This is a genomic window from Mesorhizobium sp. M1307 (assembly GCF_040318155.1).
Classification (GTDB): domain Bacteria; phylum Pseudomonadota; class Alphaproteobacteria; order Rhizobiales; family Rhizobiaceae; genus Mesorhizobium.
This window is the reverse complement of the sequence record NZ_JAMYLR010000001.1, coordinates 743,352-764,972: the sequence shown is the minus strand read 5'-3', so window position 1 is coordinate 764,972 and position 21,621 is coordinate 743,352. Positions and strand designations below refer to the sequence as shown.

The following is a 21,621-nucleotide window of genomic DNA, read 5'->3' as shown; positions in this document are numbered from 1 at the left end:
CAACGACAGGGGGCGTCTTGAACCAGACCGCGATCTTCTGGCCGATGCTGGCGCAGGTGCTGCTGGTCTATATCGTCTATATCGTAATGGGCCGGCGCCGCTATGGTGCGGTCAGATCGGGCGAAGCCAAGACCGGTCAGTTCAAGACGCGCTCGACGGAGCCTGGTTCCAGCGTCACCGTCGCCGACAATCTGAGCAACCAGTTCGAACTGCCGGTGCTTTTCTACGTCTTATGCTTGACGCTGCACGTGACCAATGGCGTCAATTACCTGACCTTGGCACTGATGTGGATCTTTGTCGTCTCCCGCTATTTTCACGCATCGGTCCACTTGACCAGCAATCGGCTAATCCTGCGCAGCAGGGCATTCTACCTGGGCGCGGTAGTTCTCGCACTTGGCTGGATATGGGTGGCGCTGCATCTGCTCGGCTTGGTCTGAGCAGATCAAGGCTACAAATCGAACACAGCGATCTTGCGCTTGTCGAACCTGATGGCGAGTTCACCGCGCACCAGCTTGAGCGCGGCCTCGCCGAAGACGGCGCGCCGCCAGCCTTGCAATGCCGGCACGTCGGCTTCCTCGCCCTCGGCAGCGATGCGGTCGATGTCGTCACTGGAGGCGAGTACCTTGGATGCGACGCCCTCCTTTTCGGCAACGATCCGCAGCAGCACCTTCAGCAACTCCGCCGCAGCGCTCGACCCCTCCGGCGGCTGGAAGCTCTTCGGCAGCTTCGGCATCTCTTCCCTGGGCAGGGCAAGGGCAGCGTTTACCGCGCCAAGCAGTGCCGTCGCCGTCGACGAGCGCTCCCAGCCCTTCGGCGTGGTACGCAGCTTGCTCAGCGCCGCAGCGTCGCGCGGCGCCTGCTGCGCCACTTCGTAGATCGCATCGTCCTTGAGCACCCGGCCGCGCGGCACGTCGCGCTCGCGCGCTTCGCGTTCGCGCCAGGCGGCCACCGCCTGCACGATCGCCAGTTCCTGCGGCTTGCGCAGCCGCATCTTGAGCCGCTTCCAGGCATCCTCGGGATGCGGATCGTAGGTCTCGCGCGAGGTCAGCACGTCCATCTCCTCGTTCAGCCAGTGGGCGCGGTTTTCCCGCACCAGCTCGGCGCTGAGATGCTTGTAGACCTCGATCAGGTGGGTGACGTCGGCGAGCGCGTAGTCGAGCTGCTTTTCGGACAGCGGACGGTGGCGCCAGTCGGTGAAGCGCGAGGACTTGTCGAGCCGCGCTCCGGTGATGCGCTGCACCAGCTGGTCGTAGGAGACGCTGTCGCCGAAGCCGCAGACCATTGCCGCGACCTGGGTGTCGAACACCGGATGCGGCACCAGATCGCCGAGATGCACGATGATTTCGATGTCCTGGCGCGCCGCATGGAAGACTTTGACGATCGCCTCGTTGGCCATCAGCCTGAAGAACGGTTTCAGGTCGATGTCGGGCGACAGCGGATCGATCAGCGCGGTCACCCCGGGCGCTGCCATCTGGATCAGGCACAGGATCGGCCAGAAGGTCGTTTCGCGAATGAATTCGGTATCGACGGTGACGAATTCCGCCTTTTCGAAAGCGGCAATAGCGGTCTCGAGTTCTTTCTGGGTGGTGATGACGTGCATCAAATCGCTTTTGGCAAGGGATAGGGTCTCTTTCAATTTCAGCCGCGCGCGCTTTCGTCAAGCGCAAGCACCTCTATCCAGGCTTTGCGGGTTCATCGGGATCGGCATTCCGCTTCGCCAACCGGGCAAAAACCGTCGAGGTGCGCAACAGCGCCGTAAAACGGCTGCGATGGGTCGCCGGCACGGCGGAGCGCGCCTGCATCCGGTAAAGGATGACGGCCACGAAGATCGCATAGACGGTGGCGCTGAACACGAACAGCGCGCTCGGCCCGAAAAATTGCATCACCGTCGAGGCTGCGAACGGCCCGCCGATGGCGCCGAAGGAATAAAACAGCATCAAGGCAGCGTTGATCAGCACGAACTCGCCCTTGTCGGCGCGGTCGTTGGAATGCGCCGCTGACAACGAATAGAGCGGCATGGCGAAGCAGCCGAAGATGAAGACGAGCAGGAAGTTGAGAAACGGGCTGCCGCCTGCCACGAATGCCAGCGCCAGTGCCGCCACCATCGCACAGCACGTCGTCATCAGCAGCACCGAGCGCCGGTCCCAGCGGTCGGAGAGATAGCCAAGCGGGTATTGGATGATGGCGCCGCCGAAAATGCCGACGCTGACGAAGGTGACGACGTCGGCGACCGACATGCCGATCTGCTCGGCATAGACCGGCGACAGGGTGCGGAAGGCGCTGTTTGTGACGCCGACGGCGATACAGCCGAAGCAGCCGAGCGGCGAGATCCGCCAGACGCGCGCCAAATCGAGCTTGACGTCTTCCGGTGGCGTCGGATTGGAGCGGTCGCCGAGCGAAACCGGCACCAGCGAAACGGTGATCATCATCGACATGATGGCGAAGATGGCAAAGCCGCCGGCGCCAAAGATCGGGATCAGGAACTGGGCGCCCGTCACCGAGCCGATGTCGACCATCCGGTAGATGGCAAGCACCCGCGCCCGGTCAGTGTTGGTGACGCCGGAATTCAGCCAGGCTTCCATGATGGTGAACAGGCCGGCAAAGCAGAACCCGCCGGCAAAGCGCACGGCGCACCACATCACCGGATCGATGACCAGCACCAGAAGCAGCGTTCCCGCCGAGGCGATCGCCGCGAGTGCCGAAAAGGCGCGCACATGGCCGACGGACTTCATGATGCGGGTCACGGCAAGGCAGCCGAGCAGGAAGCCGGCGAAATAGAACGTGCCCATCAGGCCGATCGAGGAAGCGGGAAAACCTTCCTGCGCACCACGCAGCGCAATCAACGTGCTCTGCAGGCCGTTGCCGCCGAGCAGGATGCCGGCGGCGATCAGGAGGGGGATCAGCGGGCGGATGGAAGACATGAAGGAAAGCCTGTCGTTGATCCTTCTTGAACCATCGCCTTCGCCAATGCCAGCGGCAATTCCCGGTGGCGTTGGGGCCAGCCGGGGGCCTTAATGCATGTCGCGCAAAAGTGTGCAGCGGTTTTGCGATAACGACATGCATAAAAACAAGAACCTAAAGCGCGTCGCATGAGGCCGATCGAATGCGACACGCTTTAGGTGCATTACCGAGGGGGAACTTGCGCTACCGCGTGGCGCCGGACCCTCCGTGTTGGGAACCAAGGCGTATCTTTGTAGTTCAGTGCTGGTGGGCGAATACGCGTCTTGTGAGCTGCCGGTGTGCGGAGACGGTGTCAGGCATCGACGTCGTTTCTGCTGCCCGGCCTGAAGCTCCAAAGGGAGGTCCGCCATCATGAAATTTCATTCCGCATTTGCGGCATTTGCCGTGGCCGCAGTTCTGGCGGCCGGGCCGGCGCGGGCTGTCGACCTCGCCATGGTGTCCGGAGATACCGGCAACGGCCAGAGAATCCTTCGCGAGATCCTCGATCAATACGAGAAGAAGACCGGCAACAAGGTTAGCGTCGTTCCGCTGCCTCCCTCGGCGACGGACCAGTTTGGCCAATACCGGCTCTGGCTTGCCGCCGGAAGCAGCGACGTCGACATCTATCAAACGGACATCATCTGGGCCCCCCAGCTTGCAAGGCAGTTCATCGACCTGACCGAAGCGACCAAGGATGTCGTTGGCGCCCATTTCCCATCGATCATCAAATCGCAGACCGTCGACGGCAAGCTCGTCGCCTTGCCGATATTCACCGACGCTCCGGCGCTCTACTACCGCAAGGATCTCCTCGACAAATACGGCGCCAGGGTCCCGGCCAGCTGGGCTGAACTTGCCGATACCGCCAAGCTTGTCATGGACAAGGAGCGCGCGGCCGGCAACAAGGACATGTGGGGTTTCGTTTTCCAGGGCAACGCCTATGAGGGGCTGACCTGCGATGCACTCGAATGGGTGAAGTCGAACGGCGGCGGCCAGATTATCGAGCCGGACGGCACGATCTCCATCAACAATCCGCAAGCAGCTGCGGCGCTGGAAATGGCGAGGAGCTGGGTGGGAACCATCTCGCCGCCCGGCGTTCTGGCCTACCAGGAAGAAGAGTCGCGCGGCGTCTGGCAGACCGGCAACGCCGTCTTCATGCGCAACTGGCCCTACGCCTACGCGCTTGGCAACAGCGAAAGCTCCCCCATCAAAGGCAAGTTCAAGGTGACCACGCTGCCGCCGGGGTCGGGTGAGGGCGCGCGCCCGGCAGCAACGCTTGGCGGCTGGAATCTCGCGGTTTCCAAATATTCGAAGAACCCGGATGCAGCGATCGAGCTGGTCAAATGGATCGCCTCGCCTCAGATGCAGAAGTACCGCGCCTTGAAGGGGGCATATCTGCCGACCATCCAGGCACTCTATGACGATGCCGACATCGCCAGCGCCCAGCCGGTGATTCCGCGCTGGAAGGAAGTCGTCCTCAACGCGGTGCCGCGTCCCTCGGCCCAGGCCAAGACAAGGTACAATGAGGCATCGAGCGAGTTCTGGACCGCCGTCCACAACACCATTTCCGGCGAGGGCACAGCCGCTGACAACCTTGCCGATCTGGAGTTCTCCTTGACCAGGCTCAAGGGCACCGCCTGGTGACCTCGCCGCGCTCAGGCTCGCTGCTGGCGCGTCAGCGTGTGCGCTCGGCATGGCTGCTGCTTGCTCCGATGCTCATCGTGCTCGCCGCCGTCGCCGGCTGGCCGTTGATGCGCACGATCTATTTCGGCTTCACCGATGCCTCGCTCGCCGACCTCGAAGCCCGCCGCTGGGTTGGCTTCGCCAACTATTTCTCCGTCCTGCAAATGCCGAGCGGCCGCGTCATTTATGACGGGCTGCTCGCCGATCCGGTCTGGTGGCGCGCCGTCTGGAACACGGTGCGCTTCGCGGTGATTTCGGTGACCTGCGAGACGGTGCTCGGCATGATCGTCGCGCTGGTGCTCAACGCCAAGTTTCGCGGCCGCGGCATCGTGCGCGCCGCGATCCTCATCCCTTGGGCGATCCCGACGATCGTCTCGGCGAAAATGTGGCAGTGGATGCTCAACGACCAGTTCGGCATCATCAACGACGTCCTGCTCAAGCTCGGCCTGATCAGCACCAAGATCGCCTGGACGGCCAGCGCCGACACGGCGATGGTCGCCGTCCTTGTTGTCGACATCTGGAAGGCGACCCCCTTCATGGCGCTTCTCATTCTCGCCGGCCTCCAGATGCTTCCGCAAGAAATCTACGAGGTCGCCAAGCTCGACGGCGTCGGCGCGTGGAGAATTTTCTGGAAGATCACCTTGCCGCTCATCCGACCGGCGTTGATGGTGGCCATGATCTTTCGCGGTCTCGACGCCCTGCGCATCTTCGATCTGATCTACGTGCTTACGCCAAACAACATACATACCAAGTCGATGTCGGTGTTTGCCCGCGAGAGCCTGTTTGAGTTCGACAAGTTCGCTTCCGGTTCCGCCGCCTCGACGCTTCTCTTCCTCATCCTCGCTCTGCTGACCATGCTCGTTCTTTGGCTCGGCCGGATAAGACTGGACAAGGACTATTGATCATGTGGGACTGCTGACCATGTGGATCGTCAAGCGCACGGCTTTCTACCTCCTCGTCGCCGTTATCGTCGTCGTCGCGGTGTTCCCGTTCTACTACGCCATCATCACCAGCCTGAAATCCGGGACGGCGCTCTTCCAGATCGATTATTGGCCGAAGACGATTACCTTCAGCAATTACAAGACCGTTTTCACCGAGGGGACCTTCCTGCGCAATCTCGTGAACTCGCTGTTCATTTCGAGCGCCGTTGTCGTCATTTCGCTGTTCCTGGGCGTCACCGCTGCCTATGCGCTGGCGCGCATCCGCTTCCGCGGCCGCTCGGCTCTGCTCCTCACTATCCTGTCCGTTTCGATGTTCCCGCAATTGGCGGTGCTTGCCGGTCTTTTCGAGCTGATCCGCACCTTCGGCCTCTACAATTCGCCGTTCGCGCTGATCTTGTCCTACATGATCTTCACCTTGCCGTTCACCGTCTGGGTGCTCACCGCCTTCGTTCGCGACCTGCCGATCGAGCTGGAGGAAGCGGCGATCCTCGATGGCGCCACGCCCTGGATCATCATCAGCCGCGTCTTCCTGCCGCTCATGTGGCCGGCGCTGGCGACCACCGGGCTTCTCGCCTTCATCGGTGCTTGGAACGAGTTCCTGTTCGCCCTTACGTTTACTTCCAGCAACGAGCAGCGAACCGTGCCGGTGGCGATCGCGCTGCTCTCCGGCAGCTCGCAGTTCGAGATCCCGTGGGGCAACATCATGGCCGCATCGGTGATCGTCACCGTGCCGCTCGTCATCCTTGTCCTGATCTTCCAGCGCAAGATCATCTCCGGCCTCACCGCGGGCGGGGTGAAGGGGTGAGTGCATAGTTGAACTGCCGGCACAGAGCAGCGAACTCAGATTGACGCCTCGAGCATAAATTGATGCCGGTGGGATAGGGGCGGGAAAAACGCGAACTCGACCCGGCTGCCGCTTGCCTTGACAAATGCACCCTCTCATGTGCTTTTCGCGAAAATTTTCAGGCTGGGCCGTCATGCCTTGGCCGCAACCCAACATCCGGACTTTAAGAATGACAATGCATCGTTACCGCAGCCATACCTGTGCCCAATTGAGGAAGGCCGACGTCGGCTCGACCGTACGCCTGTCGGGCTGGGTGCATCGCGTGCGCGACCATGGCGGCCTGCTGTTCATCGATTTGCGCGACCATTACGGCCTGACGCAGATCGTCGCCGATCCGGATTCGCCGGCCTTCAAGATTGCCGAGACCTTGCGCGGCGAATGGGTCGTCCGCGTCGACGGCGAGGTCAAGGCGCGCCTCGCCGACACCGTGAACCCTAATTTGCCGACCGGCGAGATCGAGATTTTCGCCCGCGAGATCGAGGTGCTGTCGGCGGCCAAGGAATTGCCGCTGCCGGTCTTCGGCGAGCCGGATTATCCAGAGGACATCCGCCTCAAATACCGCTTCCTCGACCTGCGCCGCGACACGCTGCACAAGAATATCGTCGCGCGGACGAAAATCATCGCCGAGATGCGCAAGCTGATGGGCGAGGTCGGCTTCACGGAATTCTCGACGCCGATCCTGACCGCCTCGTCGCCGGAAGGGGCGCGCGACTTTCTGGTGCCGTCGCGCATCCACCCCGGCACTTTCTATGCGCTGCCGCAGGCACCGCAGATATATAAGCAGCTGATCATGGTGTCCGGCTTCGACCGCTACTTCCAGATTGCGCCCTGCTTCCGCGACGAGGACCCGCGCGCCGACCGTCTGCCGGGTGAATTCTACCAGCTCGACGTGGAGATGAGCTTCGTCGAGCAGGAGGATGTGTTCAGCACCATGGAGCCGGTGATGCGGGGGGTGTTCGAGACCTTTGCCGCCGGCAAGCCGGTGACGGAGAAGTTTCCGCGCATCGCCTATGATGTCGCCATGCGCAAATACGGCACCGACAAGCCGGACCTGCGCAACCCGATCGAGATGCAGGCCGTCTCGGATCATTTTCGCGACTCTGGCTTCAAGGTATTTGCCAACATCCTTGCCAACGATCCGAAGGCCGAGGTCTGGGCCATTCCGGCCAAGACCGGCGGGTCTCGCGCCTTCTGCGACCGCATGAACTCATGGGCGCAAGGCGAGGGCCAGCCCGGCCTCGGCTACATCTTCTGGCGCAAGGAGGGCGAGAAGCTTGAAGGCGCCGGGCCGCTGGCCAAGAACATCGGCGAGGAGCGCACCGACGCGATCCGACAACAACTCGGCCTTGCCGATGGCGATGCCGCCTTCTTCGTCGCCGGCGATCCGAAGAAATTCGTCTCCTTCGCGGGAGCGGCGCGCACCCGCGCCGGCGAGGAGCTCAATCTTGTCGACCGCGACCGCTTCGAATTGTGCTGGATCGTCGACTTCCCGTTCTTCGAATGGAACGAGGAGGAGAAGAAGATCGATTTCGCGCACAATCCTTTCTCGATGCCGCAAGGCGGCATCGATGCGCTTAACGGCGAGGATCTGCTCGGCATCAAGGCGTTCCAGTACGACATGGTCTGTAACGGTTTCGAGATCGCCTCCGGCGGCATCCGCAACCATCTGCCCGAAACCATGGTCAAGGCCTTCGAAACCGTCGGGCTGGACCGCGCGACCATCGAAGAGCGCTTCGGCGGCCTTTATCGCGCCTTCCAGTATGGCGCGCCGCCGCATGGCGGCATGGCAGCCGGCATCGACCGCGTCGTCATGCTTCTGGTCGGCGCGAGGAACCTGCGCGAAGTGACCATGTTTCCGATGAACCAGCAGGCCTACGACCTGTTGATGAACGCGCCGTCGGAAGCCAGCCCGCAGCAGCTTCGCGAATTGTCGCTGCGCGTGGTGGCGACGAAGAAAGAGGATTAGAAAACGCTCCGAACCGGTGCTGTTGATTCATAAAAAAGCCCGGCATCGCTGCCGGGCTTTTTGCTTGAAGCCTGTCTCGGTCAGTCTTCGTTTGCCGTAACCGTCACGCCGAGCGTTTTCGGCAGGTCGAGCGGGTTGGACATGGCGCCCGCCATGATCAGCGCGAACGGCACCGCTGCCGGCGGCTCGGCCGAGACCTCGATGCTTTGCGGATCGTCGAGGAACTTGTTGACCGCGGCCGAAACCTGCGCGGTCAGTTCCGGATTGTTGAGCTGCGCCATGCCGAAGGGCACGATCGCCTTGGCCTGGTTGGCGATGTCCTTGCCGGACATGCCTTGCTGCTTGCCGGCATAATCGAGCACCTTTTTGGTCAACGAATCGTCGTCGAAGCGGATCGAGGCGCTGTTGAACGAAAGCTGCTGCAGCAGCCCGAGCATGGCCATGCCTTGCGCCGAATTGTCCGCGCCTTCGGGCTGCGCTGCCATCTTCTTCTGCATCTCCTGCAGTGATTTGATGACGTCCAGCGTGTAGCCGCCGAGATCGAAGGTCATGCCGAGCGTGCCGGCATTGTCGACCGATATTTCGTATTTCGACAAGTCCATCCTGCCGTCGGTAGGCTGCCACGTGCCTTCCATCTCAAGATTGCCTGTTATGTTCTGGTAGCCGAGCGCGTTGATGACTTCCTTGGACTTCGGATCTTCGACCAGGGTCAGGTCGGCAGCGAATTTTTCCGTAGTGCCGGAAAACGCCATGGCCTTGCCGTCGGCCGGCGGCGTGATTGCGATGGCAAGCCCGTCCATCGAGAAAGCAGTTTTGTCAGCCACTTTGACTGTCATGTTGTCGAGTTCGGCCGATTTGTACATCATCAGCGAGCCCAGCGGACCGGTTGCGCCTTCGGCCGGAACCGTCATGTCGTGGATGACGAAGGGGCTGAGATTGAGCGTGACGCCATCTTCGCTGTGTTCGAACGGCGACGTCGATACGGTCGCGATTTGATAGCCGCCATTGGCTTCGGTCACACCTTCGAGCTTGACATCACCGATCTTGAGCGCCTCCTTTTCGGCCGCCGGTTTGACCGCTACGCCTTGCAGAACCATGCTGGAGGTGTCGCCGGTTACTCCGGTCCAGGAGAGGTCGACGCCCTGGGCGGCGAGGGCAGCCTTCAGCCGGTCGGCAACCGCGGTATCCTGCGCGAACGCCGCATTCAGCGGCAGCGTCAGCAAAAAGGTCGAAAAAGCCAGTCTCTTAATAAGTGTCGAGTGTCTGATCGTCATCGAGAGCTCCCCTGAGAGTGTCCTGAAATTCTTTCAAATCGTCGCGTCGTCACCATTCGGCGACGAACTGGACCGGAAAAAGGCGGGCCTCGGCACAATGGTCGAAAATCGCGGCCAAAGGCAAACCCGATCCATCAGCCTTGCGATAGAAGCAGGATGTAACGGATTGATGTTGGCCGGCGTCGCGACGCTTCCAATTCCTGTTGCATAATGGATGTCGCGCAAAAATGTGCAACGGTTTTGCGATAACGACATGCATCAAAACAAGGACCTAAAGCGTCGCATGGGGCCGGTCGAATGCGACTCGCTTTAGGAGGATGCATACCGGTGCCTCTTGCCGCGAATCACCCGCTCGGCTAGTGCCAGCCCATGGGAAAAAGGCTTTTGCCGCCCGAGAGTGGCGGCGGCGACAATATTGAGCCGGTCGATCTGAAGAAGGCGCTGGAAGAGCGCTATCTCGCCTACGCGCTGTCGACCATCATGCACCGGGCACTGCCAGACGTGCGCGACGGGCTGAAGCCGGTGCATCGTCGCATCATGCATGCCATGCGCCTGTTGCGGCTTAACCCCGATCAGGGCTTTGCCAAATGCGCCCGCATCGTCGGCGAGGTGATGGGCAAATTCCATCCGCATGGCGACCAGTCGATCTACGACGCGTTGGTGCGGTTGGCGCAGGATTTTTCGATGCGCTACCCGCTGGTCGACGGGCAGGGCAATTTCGGCAATATCGACGGCGATAACGCCGCCGCCATGCGCTACACCGAAGCGCGCATGACCGAAGTGTCGACGCTGCTGCTGGAAGGCATCACCGAGGACGCCGTCGATTTCCGCCCGACCTACAACGAGGAAGACGAGGAGCCGGCCGTGCTGCCCGGCGCCTTCCCGAACCTGCTCGCCAACGGCTCGTCCGGTATCGCCGTCGGCATGGCGACCTCGATCCCGCCGCACAATGCGGCCGAGCTTTGCGACGCCGCGCTTCACCTGATCGATCATCCGGATGCGCCCGTCACCAAGCTGATGGATTTCGTGCAAGGTCCGGATTTCCCGACCGGCGGCATCATCGTCGACAGCCGAGCCTCGATCCTCGAAGCCTACGAAACCGGTCGCGGCGGCTTTCGCGTCAGGGCGAAATGGAGCCAGGAGGACCAGGGCAGGGGCACCTGGAACATAGTCGTCACCGAAATCCCCTATGGCGTCCAGAAGGCCAGGCTGATCGAAAAGATCGCCGAGCTCTTGATGGCGCGCAAGCTGCCGCTGCTCGAGGATATCCGCGACGAGAGCGCCGAGGACATCCGCGTCGTGCTGGTGCCGAAGAGCCGCTCGGTCGATCCCGGCATCATGATGGAATCGCTGTTCAAGCTGACCGAGCTCGAAAGCCGCTTTCCGCTCAACATGAACGTGTTGTCGCGCGGCAAGGTGCCGAACGTGCTGTCGCTGAAAGGTGTGCTCAAGGAATGGCTGGAGCACCGCCGCGACGTCCTGATCCGCCGCTCCAAGCACCGCCTCGGCGAGATCGAAAGGCGGCTGGAGATCCTCGCCGGCTATCTGATCGCCTATCTCAACATCGACGAGGTGATCAGGATCATCCGCGAGGAGGACGAGCCCAAGCAGGTGATGATGGCGCGCTGGTCGCTGACCGACACCCAGGCTGAAGCCATCCTCAACATGCGGCTGAGGGCGCTGCGCAAGCTCGAGGAATTCGAAATCCGCGAGGAATTCAATGGCCTGAGCGGCGAGAAGAAGCAGATCGAGGCACTGCTTGCGTCCGACGCCAAGCAGTGGGCGACGATCAAGTGGGAAGTCGCCAACGTTCGCCAGAAATACGGGCCCGACACCGAGATCGGCAAGCGCCGCACCGAGTTCGCCGACGCACCCGAGCATGACCTGACTGATATCGCCCACGCCATGATCGAGCGCGAGCCGGTCACCGTGGTCGTTTCGGAAAAGGGCTGGCTGAGGGCCATGAAAGGTCATCTGACCGACCATTCGGCCCTGACCTTCAAGGAAGGCGACAGCCTCAAGCTCGCCTTCCACGCCCAGACGACCGACAAGGTGCTGGTCTTCACCACCGGCGGCAAGTTCTACACGATCGGCGCCGACCGGCTGCCGGGTGGGCGTGGCCATGGCGAGCCGATCCGCATCATCGTCGACATGGACAACGACCAGGATATCGTCACCGCTTTCGTCCATGATCCCAAGCGCAAGCTGCTGCTGGTGTCGCATGACGGCAACGGTTTCATCGTGCCGGAAGAAGAAGTCGTCGCCAACACCCGCAAGGGCAAGCAGGTGATGAACGTCAAGGCGCCCGACGAAGCCCAGCGCTGCATGAGCGTCGCCGGCGACCATCTCGCCATTGTCGGCGAGAATCGCAAGATGCTGGTATTCCCGCTGGCCGAGATCCCGGAGATGGGGCGCGGCAAGGGCGTGCGCCTGCAGAAATACAAAGATGGCGGCGTCCTCGACCTCAAGACCTTCACGCTCGCAAGCGGCCTGTCCTGGCAGGATTCGGCAGACCGCACCTTCACCAAATCGCGTGACGAGCTTGCCGAATGGATCGGCGCCCGCGCCTCGGCCGGCCGCATGGTGCCGAAGGGTTTCCCGAGGACTGGCAAGTTCGGGTGAAGCGGTAATCTCCCCCCTTGAGGGGGAGATGGCCGGCAGGCCAGAGGGGGTCCCCGCGCATGAAGCGCCAGCCTCCTTTGTTCGTGGTAAGGTCGCGTCAGGACGTCCCGACCCCCTCTGTCGCCTTCGGCGACATCTCCCCCTCAAGGGGGGAGATTAGCAGCTCCACCCAAACATTTGGAATGTCGTCACGATTGCTGCACTATATCAGGGCATAAGCGATACGATGGGCCAGGGAGAGGTAGCCGCTTGAAGGAAGTCAGGATCCAGAAGCCGGAGCGGCAGCAGCGTCTGTTTGGCCTGTCGATGCCGCTCAGGGCCGCTGTCATTCCGCCGCTGTCGGCGGCGCGCTGGCTCCTGGTGCTGATCGTTGCCGCCGGCGTTTATTTCTTCCACGGCTTCCTGTTCCCGGTTCTTGCCGCCCTGGTTATCGCCTTCGCCAGCTGGCCGCTCTATCGGCGGCTGCTCGCCGGCGTCGGCGGCAACCGCACCATCGCTGCGACGCTTGCGATCTTGTTCATCCTGACTTTCCTGGTGGTGCCGATCGCGCTTGCCGGCACCTACGCCATCAATGAGGTGCGCGAGTGGGTCAACTGGGCGATCGAGACCAACCGCTACGGTGCGCCGACGCCGCACTGGATCGCCACCATGCCCGTGGTGGGCGAATGGCTCAATGAACAATGGACGGTCAACGTTGGCCACCCCGGCGGTATCGGCGAACTGATCCAGCTGATCAGTGGCGCCAATATCGGCAGCATCTATCGCGGCGTGCTTGCCGCCGGCGGCAGCGCCTTCGGCCTTTTGCTGACGCTGCTATTCATGATGATCGCGCTGTTCTTCGCCTATCGCGACGGCGAGCATTTCGCCGGACAGGTCGATCGCCTCGGCGAACGCATCCTGCCGGCCAGATGGGAACGGATCTCACGCGTGGTGCCTGCGACAATCTCCTCGACGGTGACCGGCATGACCGTTATCGCCATCGGCGAAGGGCTGGTGCTGGGTATCGCTTACTGGTTGGCCGGCGTGCCGTCGCCGGTGACGCTCGGCGCGCTGACCGGCATCATGGCGCTGATCCCCGGCGGCGCACCGCTGTCCTTCACGCTGGTGTCGATCTATCTCGCCGCCAGGGGCTCGCCGATGGCGGGGCTGGCGCTGTTCATCTGGGGCGCGGTCGAACTCTTCATCGTCGACAAGACATTGCGCCCGAAGCTGGTCGGCGGGCCGATAAAGCTGCCCTTCCTGCCAACCTTTTTCGGCCTGATTGGCGGCGTCAAGACAATGGGCTTTCTCGGCCTGTTCATCGGCCCGGTGCTGATGGCCCTGCTGGTCGCAATCTGGCGCGAATGGCTGCGCGAAGTGGAACTGACCGATGAGCTCGCTGCCGCCGAACCGGCGGAGCACGATGACGCACCGCCGCAGATCGAAATTGTCGCCGGACGCGCCGCCGCGAAAAAGAATCAGGCCGGGTGACTGACGGCGAACGTGGCGCGGCGCTTGCGCCCCTCGTGCAACTGCCAGAGCGAATGGCCGATCAAGGTTATGATGAGGATCGCGCCGCCGATCAGGCTGTTGCGCGACGGTGTTTCGGCGAAGATCATCCACACCCAGACCGGCGCCAGCACGGTTTCTAACAGGTAGAACATCGCCACTTCCGGCCCGGAAATGTATTTCGGACCGTTGGCGAGGCAGAAGAACGAGATCGGCATGATGACGGCGCCGTTGAAGATGATCCACCAGGGTGCGTTGACGTGAAAACCCACCTTGGAAACCATCACGGCGCCGACGGCCAGCGGCAGGACGACTCCGATCAGCGCGGTGAAGCCCATATCCTTGCCGCTGGCGCGCGAGATGGTGATGGCCGCGGCGATCATGAAAGCCGAGCATAGCGCCATCAAGTCGCCGAAGAGATCCCCGGTTCCGACGGAATCGCCGACGATGATCACGACGCCGGCGATCATCAATGCCAGCGCTGCGAGCGTCAGGGGCTGTGGCCTCTCCTTCAGGAACAGCCATGACAAAAGGGCCGCGAACATGGTTGTGAACGCCAGGATGAAAACGAGGTTGGCTGTCGAGGTATTGTAGACACCGGTGATGAAGGCGATCGAGCCGAGCCCGTAGAGGCCGGCAACGATGAGCCCTGACCAGCCCGGCACAAGCTGCGGTGCCTTTGCGCTCAGCGAGCGCCAGGCGGCCCAGATGATAAGTGTGGCGACGAAGGTCGTGCCGGTGCGCAACAGCAGGATCGTCCACGCCTCGCCGTCGGCGAGCCGGATCAGCGGAATGTCGACGGTCAGCGTCAGCCCGCCGATGGCGGTGATCAGAAGGCCTCTCTGGTGGTCGTTGTGGGAAGACATGCGGCAATTCTCGCGTAGGCTTGGAGGCGCAAAATTGACCGCCCGGTTTTCCAGCCGATCGGCCGGAAGCCCAGCGGCATCCTCCTCGAAACAATTTAAGAGTGAATACCGAAAGCGAAGATCAGCGCGAAACCGCTTCGTGATTGTAGCGTTCCCAGCCTTTCGGGCCGAGATGCTCCTGCGGCTGGAAGCGCATCTTATAATTCATCTTGCGCGAGCCGTTGACCCAGTAACCCAGGTAGACATGGGGCAGGCCCATCGCCCTGGCGCGGGCGATGTGGTCGAGGATCATGAAGGTGCCGAGCGAACGGTCCTCGAAGTCCGGGTTGAAGTAGGAATAGACCATCGACAGGCCATCGGCCATCTTGTCTGTGAGCGCCACGGCGATCAGCTCGCCCTGGCCCTTGCCGGTGATGAAGCTGTCAGGTCCGCGGCGACGGTATTCGATGACCTTGGTGTCGACATGGGTATCCTCGACCATCATGGCGTAGTCGAGCACGGTCATGTCTGACATGCCGCCACGGCGGTGGCGGGCGTCGAGATAGCTGCGGAACAGCGAATACTGTTCGGTGGAGGGTTCGGCGTCGTGCATGGCGCCGACCAGATCCGAATTATGCTGTATGACCCGTTTCAAGTTGCGGCTGGCGGTGAATTCCTGCGCCAGGATGCGCACCGACACACAGGCGCGGCAGGTCTCGCAGGCCGGCCTGTAGGCGATGTTCTGCGACCGCCTGAAACCGCCCTGCGTCAACAGATCGTTCATCTCGGGGGCCTTGTCGCCGACCAGGTGTGTGAACACCTTGCGCTCGAACTGGCCCTCGAGATAGGGACATGGCGAGGGCGCGGTCAGAAAGAACTGCGGCGACTGGGTCGGGTGCTGCGTCATCGAACCTTGGAAACACTCCTGCGAATCGCTCTACCTTTGGCGCGGACGCCGAAAAATTCAACAGGATTGTGAAAGCCTGGTTGATTGGACGTCTTCACATTTGTGCGCAAAGGCTGCGGCCGCGCTTCAAAAGTCTGCTCAGCGGCCGCTGCGGCTGACGACGGTGCCGAGCAGCAGGTCGTGCAGCGTGCGCTTGCGGTCGGAAAACAGGCTCACCAGCAGGACCAGCGGCGAAAGGATGACATTGCCGGCCCAAAACAGCACCGAATGCACGACGGCGGTCAGCCCGTCGATGCGGCTGCCGTCGAGCCGGTCGAGCCGGATGCCCATCATCTTCATGCCGGTGGTGGCCTGGTCTTTACTGCCGAGCGTGTTCCAGATGTAGAGGATGGCGACGGCCGGCACGAGAATGGAAAACAGCATCCAGCCGAGGCCGAGCGTCAACAGCCCGAACAGGAACACCAGGATCGCGAATGGTATGGTGAGCAGCGCGACGATGAAATAATCGATGACAAAGGCGAGAATGCGCCGCGTGCGCACGCCCTCATAGGCGCGGACATCTTCGAGCCTGCTGGTGATGATTTCGCCGTCGAGAACGCGAGCGTTCATGTCATTTCCTCGTAATCGAACCCGGGTTAATGCACGGGGCCGCTTCTTGGTGAAATGGTGAAGGTTCGCGGCGGAATCAAGATCGAGCCTTTCGCCGCCGTGTAGATGGTGACGGAGTGCCTGGGGCCGTCTGACTTGTTGAATTCACGGCGCGGATAGCGTTAGTTTGCTGCGGCGCAACAAAGCGCGCCGAGCCGAGGGGACGGGGCGACATGGACTACGACATGCTGGTCATCGGCAGCGGCCCATCCGGGCGCCGCGCCGCGGTGCAGTCGGCCAAGCTCGGCAAGTCGGTGCTGGTGGTCGACAGAGGCCGGCGTCTCGGCGGCGTGTCGGTGCATACCGGCACCATACCGTCGAAGACGTTGCGCGAGACGGTGCTCAACCTCTCCGGCTGGCGTGAGCGCGGCTTTTATGGACGCGGCTACCGCGTGAAGCAGGACATTTCGGTCGGCGATCTGGTCGAGCGCCTGCACAAGACGCTCGACCATGAGGTCGAGGTGCTGCAGCATCAGTTCATGCGCAACACGGTCAAGAGCGCGCGCGCCGCGGCAAAATTCCTCGGCGCCAACAAGGTCAGCCTGACCACCGACACCGGCGACTACAGCGAGGCTGGCTTCTCCCATGCGCTGATCGCGGTCGGCACCCGGCCGCACCGGCCGCACGACGTGCCGTTCGACAAAACACGGATTTTCGACAGTGATGAGATGCTGGAGCTCGATCGCCTGCCGCGCACGCTGACGGTGATCGGCGCCGGTGTTATCGGTGTCGAGTATGCGACGATCTTTTCGGCGCTCGACGTGCCGGTGACGCTGGTCGAGCCACGCAATACGATGTTGGATTTTGTCGACCGCGAGATCGTCGACGACTTCATCCATCAGATGCGCGACCGCGGCATGACCATCCGCTTGGGCAGTGCCGTCAAGGAGATCGCCTCGAAACCCGATTACGCCGAGGTGACGCTGGCCGACGGCCGCACCATACGTTCCGAGATCGTGCTCTATGCCGCAGGGCGTACCGGCAATGTCGGCAGCCTAGGGTTGGAAGCGGTCGGCATCGAGGCCGATTCCAGAGGCCGCATCAGGGTCGATCCGCAGACGTTCCAGACCAGCGCGCCCAACATCTATGCCGCCGGCGATGTCATCGGCTTTCCGAGCTTGGCATCGACCTCGATGGAGCAGGGCAGGGTGGCCGCCTGCCATGCCTTCGGCGTGCCCTTGCCGCCGCCGCCCGAAACCTTTCCCTACGGCATCTACGCCGTGCCGGAAATCTCCACGGTCGGGCAATCCGAGGAGCAGGTGCGTGAGAGTGGTGCCGCCTACGAGGTCGGCGTGGCGCGGTTCCGCGAGACATCGCGCGGCCACATCATGGGCGTCAACACCGGCTTCCTGAAGCTTCTGTTCTCGATCGAAACACGCCGTCTGCTCGGCGCCCATATTGTCGGCGAGGGCGCGACCGAACTCATCCACATTGGCCAGGCGGTCATCAATCTCGGCGGCACTGTCGACTTCTTCGTCAACAACACCTTCAACTATCCGACGCTGGCCGAAGCCTACAAGATCGCCGGGCTGGACGCCTGGAACCGCATGGGGCGGGCGTAGACCATGATCCCGAATCGAAGGACCGCGTGGGTACCGGTTTTGCTGCGCGGACCTTCGGGATGGGGGCAGGACACTCAGCAGTGGCGCATTGCAACCGACATGATAGCCGTTGCGTTTCAGCCAAACGGATTGCCGAACAGGGCAAAGCAATGACTGGGGCAGCGCCAAGGAAAACCTTCGCCTGGATTTCCCGAAACACGGTGCTTCTGGCGCTGGCGAGCCTGTTTGCCGACATTTCGACCGAGATGCTTTATCCGATCCTGCCGATCTTCCTAACCCAGACTCTGCACGCAAGCGGGAGCGTCGTCGGTCTGGTCGACGGAATCGCCCAGGCGACGCAGAACATCGTGCAAGGTTTTTCGGGCTGGCTCTCGGACAGGCTTCAGAAGCGGAAACCGATAGCCCTCATTGGCTATTTTCTGGCCTCTATCGCCAAACCGCTGATCGGCGTGGCCACAGTGTGGCCGATGGTCCTGGGCGCGCGGTTTGTGGATCGGCTCGCTGCAGGTTTCCGGTCCGCTCCGCGCGACGCGCTCCTTGCTTCGTCCGTGGCCGACGAGCACCGAGGCAAAGCATTCGGCCTAGAAGGCATTGGCGACAATCTGGGAGCGTTTCTGGGGCCACTGCTCGCGGTGCTGCTTCTCATCGCGCTCAAAGTCGATATCCGCTGGATCTTCTATCTCGCGCTCATTCCCGGTCTCCTCGCCTTCCTCATGGTGGTGTTGGTGCACGAGCAGCCACTGGCCGTAGCCGCAAAGGCCAAGATCGACGTCAATCTGCGGCAGTTTCCCAAAGCCTATTGGATCTATCTCTTGGTGACAGCTCTCTTCGGCATCGGCAATTCGAGCAATGCATTTCTGATTCTGCAAACACAGGATATCGGTGCCTCTTTGGAGGCAACCATTCTTATCTACGCAGGCTTCAATCTCGTTGCGGCGCTGATTTCCTACCCGGCCGGCTTTCTATCGGACCGCTTCGGCCGCAAGGGCGTGTTACTGTCGTCCTTCGTCATCTTCCTGATCGCCTATCTCGGCTTCGTCTTGACCCGGAACATCTATCTGATCGGGCTGCTTTTTGCCTTCTACGGGTTCTATCAAGGCATCTTCCGCTCAGTCGGCAAGGCATTCGCCTCGGACTTCGTGCCGCAAGAGCTGCGTGCCAGCGGCATCGGCTGGTACAGCACCACGGTCGGCCTGCTGGAACTCGCGGCAAGCGTTGTCGCGGGACAGCTCTGGGATCGTGTAAGCCATGAGGCGGTGTTCATCTACGGCGCTGTCTTCGCCGTGGTCGGCAGTGCTGGTCTGCTTGCCCTGATCCCCTGGCGAACCGACGGTCATAGTGTGTCGGCGGCGTCGTAGTGCTGCCGGGGCGTTGCCGATGATGAGCAGCCTTTAATAAAACGTTCTACTCAAACTGAAAGGCCCCCGGTCATGACGCCCGTCAGTGTTCGCTATATTGTCGACGATGTCGCCGCTTCCATCGATTTCTAGGTGAAGCATCTGGGCTTTGCCATTGAACGGGATGCGCGGCCGGCTTTCTGCTCGGTCACGCGCGGCGATCTGCGGCTTCTGCTGAGCGGGCCGGAGAGCTCGGGCGCACGGGCGATGCCGGATGGCCGCCGGCCGGTGCCGGGAGGGTGGAACCGCATCCTGCTGGTGGTGCCGGATCTGAAGCAAGAGGTTGCGCGCCTGAAGGGCGCCGGGCTCGCCTTCCGCAACGATATCATCAACGGCGTCGGCGGCTCGCAGACCCTGCTCGAAGACCCGTCCGGCAATGTGATCGAGCTATTCCAGCCCGCCGCACACTGACATTCGATGGTCGGGCCCGCGTTGTGCGTGCGCTCAATCCGCTCGTTCAGCGGTTGCCTGACCCCGCCAGCCACTGCCTGACGATTTCAGCATCCGCGTCGCCGATTTCATGGCCGGAGGCAATGGTGTGGGTCTCGACCTTGGCGCCATGCGAGCTCAGTAGAGCGGCCAACACGGGGGCGAAAGGCGCGTAGGTCAGGTCGGCGGCGCCGGCGACGATCAGAGCCCGCGCCTTCGACAGGTCGGCCGGCGGCACCTCGTCGAGCACCGGCATCGGACGCAGCAATGCAGCGCGCTCGATCACGCCCGGATGCAGCAGCATGACGCTTGAAACCAAATTGGCGCCGTTCGAATAGCCGAGAAAGGTCGCGCGGCGGAGATCGAGGCTGTGGCGCTTCGCGACGCCGGCGACGAAGCCTGCAAACGCATCTGCCTCCGCGCGGACACTTGCCTGCTCGAATCGCGTCGGGGTGATTCGCGTGAACCAGCGGAAACCGTCCTCCTGAGGGATGCGGCCACGGACCGTAACCAGCGCCGCATGCGGCGCGATTTGCCGACCAAGCGGCAGCAAGGTCGTCTCGTCGACACCCGATCCATGCAACAGGAACAGCCAGTCACCGGGTAAATTGGCGGATCGATGGAGCCGGTAGAAAAAGCCTGAATTCTCCTGCAAAATACCGTCTTCGAGGCTTTGCTCGGCCATAGTCACATCCTTTTGATTCCGCGTTACTTTCGTTAATTTGCCGGCTTCAAAACGGAATATTTTCAAGCTCCGCGAAAGTTGATTGAACCGGGCGCATTTCAGTCCGTTTCTTTGCCGATATAATCCCCGCGGGGGGGATCGAAGCAGTGTGCGCCGGGTGGTCGCCCGAGGGATCGCATGCCGGGCATGAACAACCAGCTTTAAGGCCTTTTATCGATGACCATGCCAGTTTCGCCGGAACGCGATACGCGTATTGATGTGTTCCGGGCTCTCGCCCTCCTGACCATATTCGTCGACCACGTGCCTGGCACCGTTTTCGAAACCCTGACCTACAAGAATTTCGGGTTTTCGGATGCGGCCGAGGCCTTCGTGCTGATCTCCGGCATGTCCGTCGCTCTCGCCTACGGCACTAAGTTCCAGCCGGGAAACCGGCTGATTGCAACACTGAAAATGTGGCGCCGCGCCGGTGTGCTCTATGTCACCCACATCGTCACGACGATGGTGGTGATGGCTATCTTCTGCGCGGCGGCGGTGTTTGCGAAACGGCCGGATCTTCTGACGCTGATCAACATCGAGCCGCTCGTCAGGAACCCGCCACAAGTCCTGGTCGGCATCGTCACGCTCGGCCATCAGCTCGGTTACAACAACATACTGCCGGTCTATGCGGCGCTGCTGTTGATGGCGCCGGTCTTCCTGCTGTTCATCAGCTACCGGCCACTGGCGGCGCTCGCAGTATCCGCAGCCCTTTGGCTGATTGCCGGAATCTACCAGATCGCGCCGCCGAACTACCCGGAGCCCGGCTTCTGGTTCCTCAATCCGCTGTCATGGCAATTGCTGTTCAATATCGGCATGGCCAGCGTGTTGCATGTGCGGCGCGGCGGCACCATCCCTGTCAATCGCTGGCTGGTCGGCGCGGCCGCCGCCTATGTGCTGACGGCACTCGTCTGGGTGCACAGCCCGCTGTGGGGGCATGTGTCGTGGCTCGACCTGCCGGTGGTGCTGACCGGTTTCGACAAGACGTTCCTGTCGTTGCCGCGGCTGCTGCACATCCTGGCGATGAGCTATCTGGTCGTCGCCTTGCCTTTCGTCTCGAACCTGTTCCGCACCGGCCGCGACAATCCGCTCGCCATATTGGGCAAACGCTCGCTGCCGGTTTTCATTGCCGGCACGGTGATTGCCATGGCGGCGCAGGTGGTGAAGCTGGTCAACCCGGGCGGCTTTGCCTATGACAGTCTGCTGCTCGCCGCCGGCATCGCCATGCAGTTCGCGCTCGCCTTCTATCTGGAATGGCTGTCCGCTATCGGCTGGTCCGGCAAGGGCAAGCCGGTCCGCAACGAGGCGTCACCGGTCCGTCCATCCTTTGGCATCGGTCCGATGGCGGCCAATCGATAAG

Annotated in this window: 18 protein-coding genes; 11 read left to right on the top strand and 7 right to left on the bottom strand. The window is 62.0% G+C overall.

Annotated features, from left to right (window positions below):
• The first annotated feature begins 17 nt into the window (after nucleotides 1–17).
• The gene (locus NKH16_RS04005; protein ID WP_352745958.1) at nucleotides 18–437 is read left to right on the top strand and encodes an MAPEG family protein; all 420 of its coding nucleotides are present in this window, start codon (nucleotides 18–20) and stop codon (nucleotides 435–437) included.
• 11 nt (nucleotides 438–448) lie between these two features.
• Here NKH16_RS04005 and rnd read toward each other — a convergent pair whose 3' ends face one another.
• Together rnd and NKH16_RS03995 are read right to left on the bottom strand one after the other, a co-directional pair.
• The gene (gene rnd, locus NKH16_RS04000) at nucleotides 449–1,600 is read right to left on the bottom strand and encodes a ribonuclease D (protein ID WP_023674454.1); all 1,152 of its coding nucleotides are present in this window, start codon (nucleotides 1,598–1,600) and stop codon (nucleotides 449–451) included.
• A 73-nt stretch (nucleotides 1,601–1,673) separates the two neighbouring features.
• Nucleotides 1,674–2,921, bottom strand: coding sequence for an MFS transporter (locus tag NKH16_RS03995; protein ID WP_023674455.1), 1,248 nt, complete (start codon nucleotides 2,919–2,921; stop codon nucleotides 1,674–1,676).
• Between the two features lie 391 nt (nucleotides 2,922–3,312).
• On the opposite strand from NKH16_RS03995, the gene NKH16_RS03990 reads away from it, so the two are divergent.
• The 4 genes from NKH16_RS03990 to aspS all read left to right on the top strand — a co-directional run bounded on the left by NKH16_RS03990 (nucleotide 3,313) and on the right by aspS (nucleotide 8,371).
• Nucleotides 3,313–4,581: an ABC transporter substrate-binding protein gene (locus tag NKH16_RS03990; RefSeq protein ID WP_352745955.1), complete on the top strand. Its 1,269-nt coding sequence runs from the start codon at nucleotides 3,313–3,315 to the stop codon at nucleotides 4,579–4,581.
• Between the two features lie 68 nt (nucleotides 4,582–4,649).
• The gene (locus NKH16_RS03985) at nucleotides 4,650–5,522 is read left to right on the top strand and encodes a carbohydrate ABC transporter permease (RefSeq protein WP_352745994.1); all 873 of its coding nucleotides are present in this window, start codon (nucleotides 4,650–4,652) and stop codon (nucleotides 5,520–5,522) included.
• A gap of 19 nt (nucleotides 5,523–5,541) precedes the next feature.
• Nucleotides 5,542–6,366 carry a carbohydrate ABC transporter permease gene (locus NKH16_RS03980; RefSeq protein ID WP_352458566.1) on the top strand — a complete coding sequence of 275 codons (825 nt, stop codon included), beginning with the start codon at nucleotides 5,542–5,544 and terminating at the stop codon, nucleotides 6,364–6,366.
• A gap of 214 nt (nucleotides 6,367–6,580) precedes the next feature.
• Nucleotides 6,581–8,371, top strand: coding sequence for an aspartate--tRNA ligase (gene aspS / locus NKH16_RS03975; protein WP_352449434.1), 1,791 nt, complete (start codon nucleotides 6,581–6,583; stop codon nucleotides 8,369–8,371).
• Nucleotides 8,372–8,451: 80 nt separating this feature from the next.
• Here the strand turns inward: aspS and NKH16_RS03970 are convergent, their stop codons facing one another.
• A complete protein-coding gene (locus tag NKH16_RS03970) occupies nucleotides 8,452–9,645 on the bottom strand; it encodes an aq_1923 C-terminal domain (protein ID WP_352472040.1) in 1,194 nt (397 codons plus the stop codon).
• A 369-nt stretch (nucleotides 9,646–10,014) separates the two neighbouring features.
• On the opposite strand from NKH16_RS03970, the gene parC reads away from it, so the two are divergent.
• Both parC and NKH16_RS03960 read left to right on the top strand, forming a co-directional pair.
• Entirely contained in the window at nucleotides 10,015–12,267 is a 2,253-nt protein-coding gene (parC, locus tag NKH16_RS03965) for a DNA topoisomerase IV subunit A (protein ID WP_352745952.1), read from the top strand.
• A gap of 249 nt (nucleotides 12,268–12,516) precedes the next feature.
• Nucleotides 12,517–13,737, top strand: coding sequence for an AI-2E family transporter (locus NKH16_RS03960; protein WP_352745950.1), 1,221 nt, complete (start codon nucleotides 12,517–12,519; stop codon nucleotides 13,735–13,737).
• Here the strand turns inward: NKH16_RS03960 and NKH16_RS03955 are convergent.
• The 3 genes from NKH16_RS03955 to NKH16_RS03945 all read right to left on the bottom strand — a co-directional run bounded on the left by NKH16_RS03955 (nucleotide 13,725) and on the right by NKH16_RS03945 (nucleotide 16,116).
• Nucleotides 13,725–14,621 (bottom strand): DMT family transporter, encoded by an 897-nt coding sequence (locus NKH16_RS03955; protein WP_352681662.1) that lies wholly within the window; start codon nucleotides 14,619–14,621, stop codon nucleotides 13,725–13,727. The two genes, NKH16_RS03960 and NKH16_RS03955, sit on opposite strands and share 13 nt — an antisense overlap.
• 121 nt (nucleotides 14,622–14,742) lie before the next feature.
• Nucleotides 14,743–15,507 carry an arginyltransferase gene (locus tag NKH16_RS03950; RefSeq protein WP_352456566.1) on the bottom strand — a complete coding sequence of 255 codons (765 nt, stop codon included), beginning with the start codon at nucleotides 15,505–15,507 and terminating at the stop codon, nucleotides 14,743–14,745.
• A gap of 138 nt (nucleotides 15,508–15,645) precedes the next feature.
• Complete coding sequence (locus tag NKH16_RS03945) at nucleotides 15,646–16,116, bottom strand: RDD family protein (RefSeq protein ID WP_023674465.1); 471 nt, start codon at nucleotides 16,114–16,116, stop codon at nucleotides 15,646–15,648.
• A 212-nt stretch (nucleotides 16,117–16,328) separates the two neighbouring features.
• Between NKH16_RS03945 and sthA the strand changes: the two genes are divergently transcribed.
• The 3 genes from sthA to NKH16_RS03930 all read left to right on the top strand — a co-directional run bounded on the left by sthA (nucleotide 16,329) and on the right by NKH16_RS03930 (nucleotide 19,525).
• A complete protein-coding gene (gene sthA, locus NKH16_RS03940) occupies nucleotides 16,329–17,717 on the top strand; it encodes a Si-specific NAD(P)(+) transhydrogenase (protein WP_352745948.1) in 1,389 nt (462 codons plus the stop codon).
• 149 nt (nucleotides 17,718–17,866) lie between these two features.
• On the top strand, nucleotides 17,867–19,075 hold the full coding sequence (locus NKH16_RS03935; protein WP_352681659.1) for an MFS transporter: 1,209 nt from the start codon (nucleotides 17,867–17,869) through the stop codon (nucleotides 19,073–19,075).
• Between the two features lie 132 nt (nucleotides 19,076–19,207).
• Complete coding sequence (locus NKH16_RS03930) at nucleotides 19,208–19,525, top strand: VOC family protein (RefSeq protein WP_352745944.1); 318 nt, start codon at nucleotides 19,208–19,210, stop codon at nucleotides 19,523–19,525.
• 46 nt (nucleotides 19,526–19,571) lie between these two features.
• Here NKH16_RS03930 and NKH16_RS03925 read toward each other — a convergent pair whose 3' ends face one another.
• Nucleotides 19,572–20,228 (bottom strand): alpha/beta hydrolase, encoded by a 657-nt coding sequence (locus tag NKH16_RS03925; RefSeq protein WP_352622831.1) that lies wholly within the window; start codon nucleotides 20,226–20,228, stop codon nucleotides 19,572–19,574.
• A gap of 216 nt (nucleotides 20,229–20,444) precedes the next feature.
• On the opposite strand from NKH16_RS03925, the gene NKH16_RS03920 reads away from it, so the two are divergent.
• Complete coding sequence (locus NKH16_RS03920) at nucleotides 20,445–21,620, top strand: OpgC family protein (RefSeq protein ID WP_352745940.1); 1,176 nt, start codon at nucleotides 20,445–20,447, stop codon at nucleotides 21,618–21,620.
• Nucleotide 21,621 lies beyond the last annotated feature (1 nt).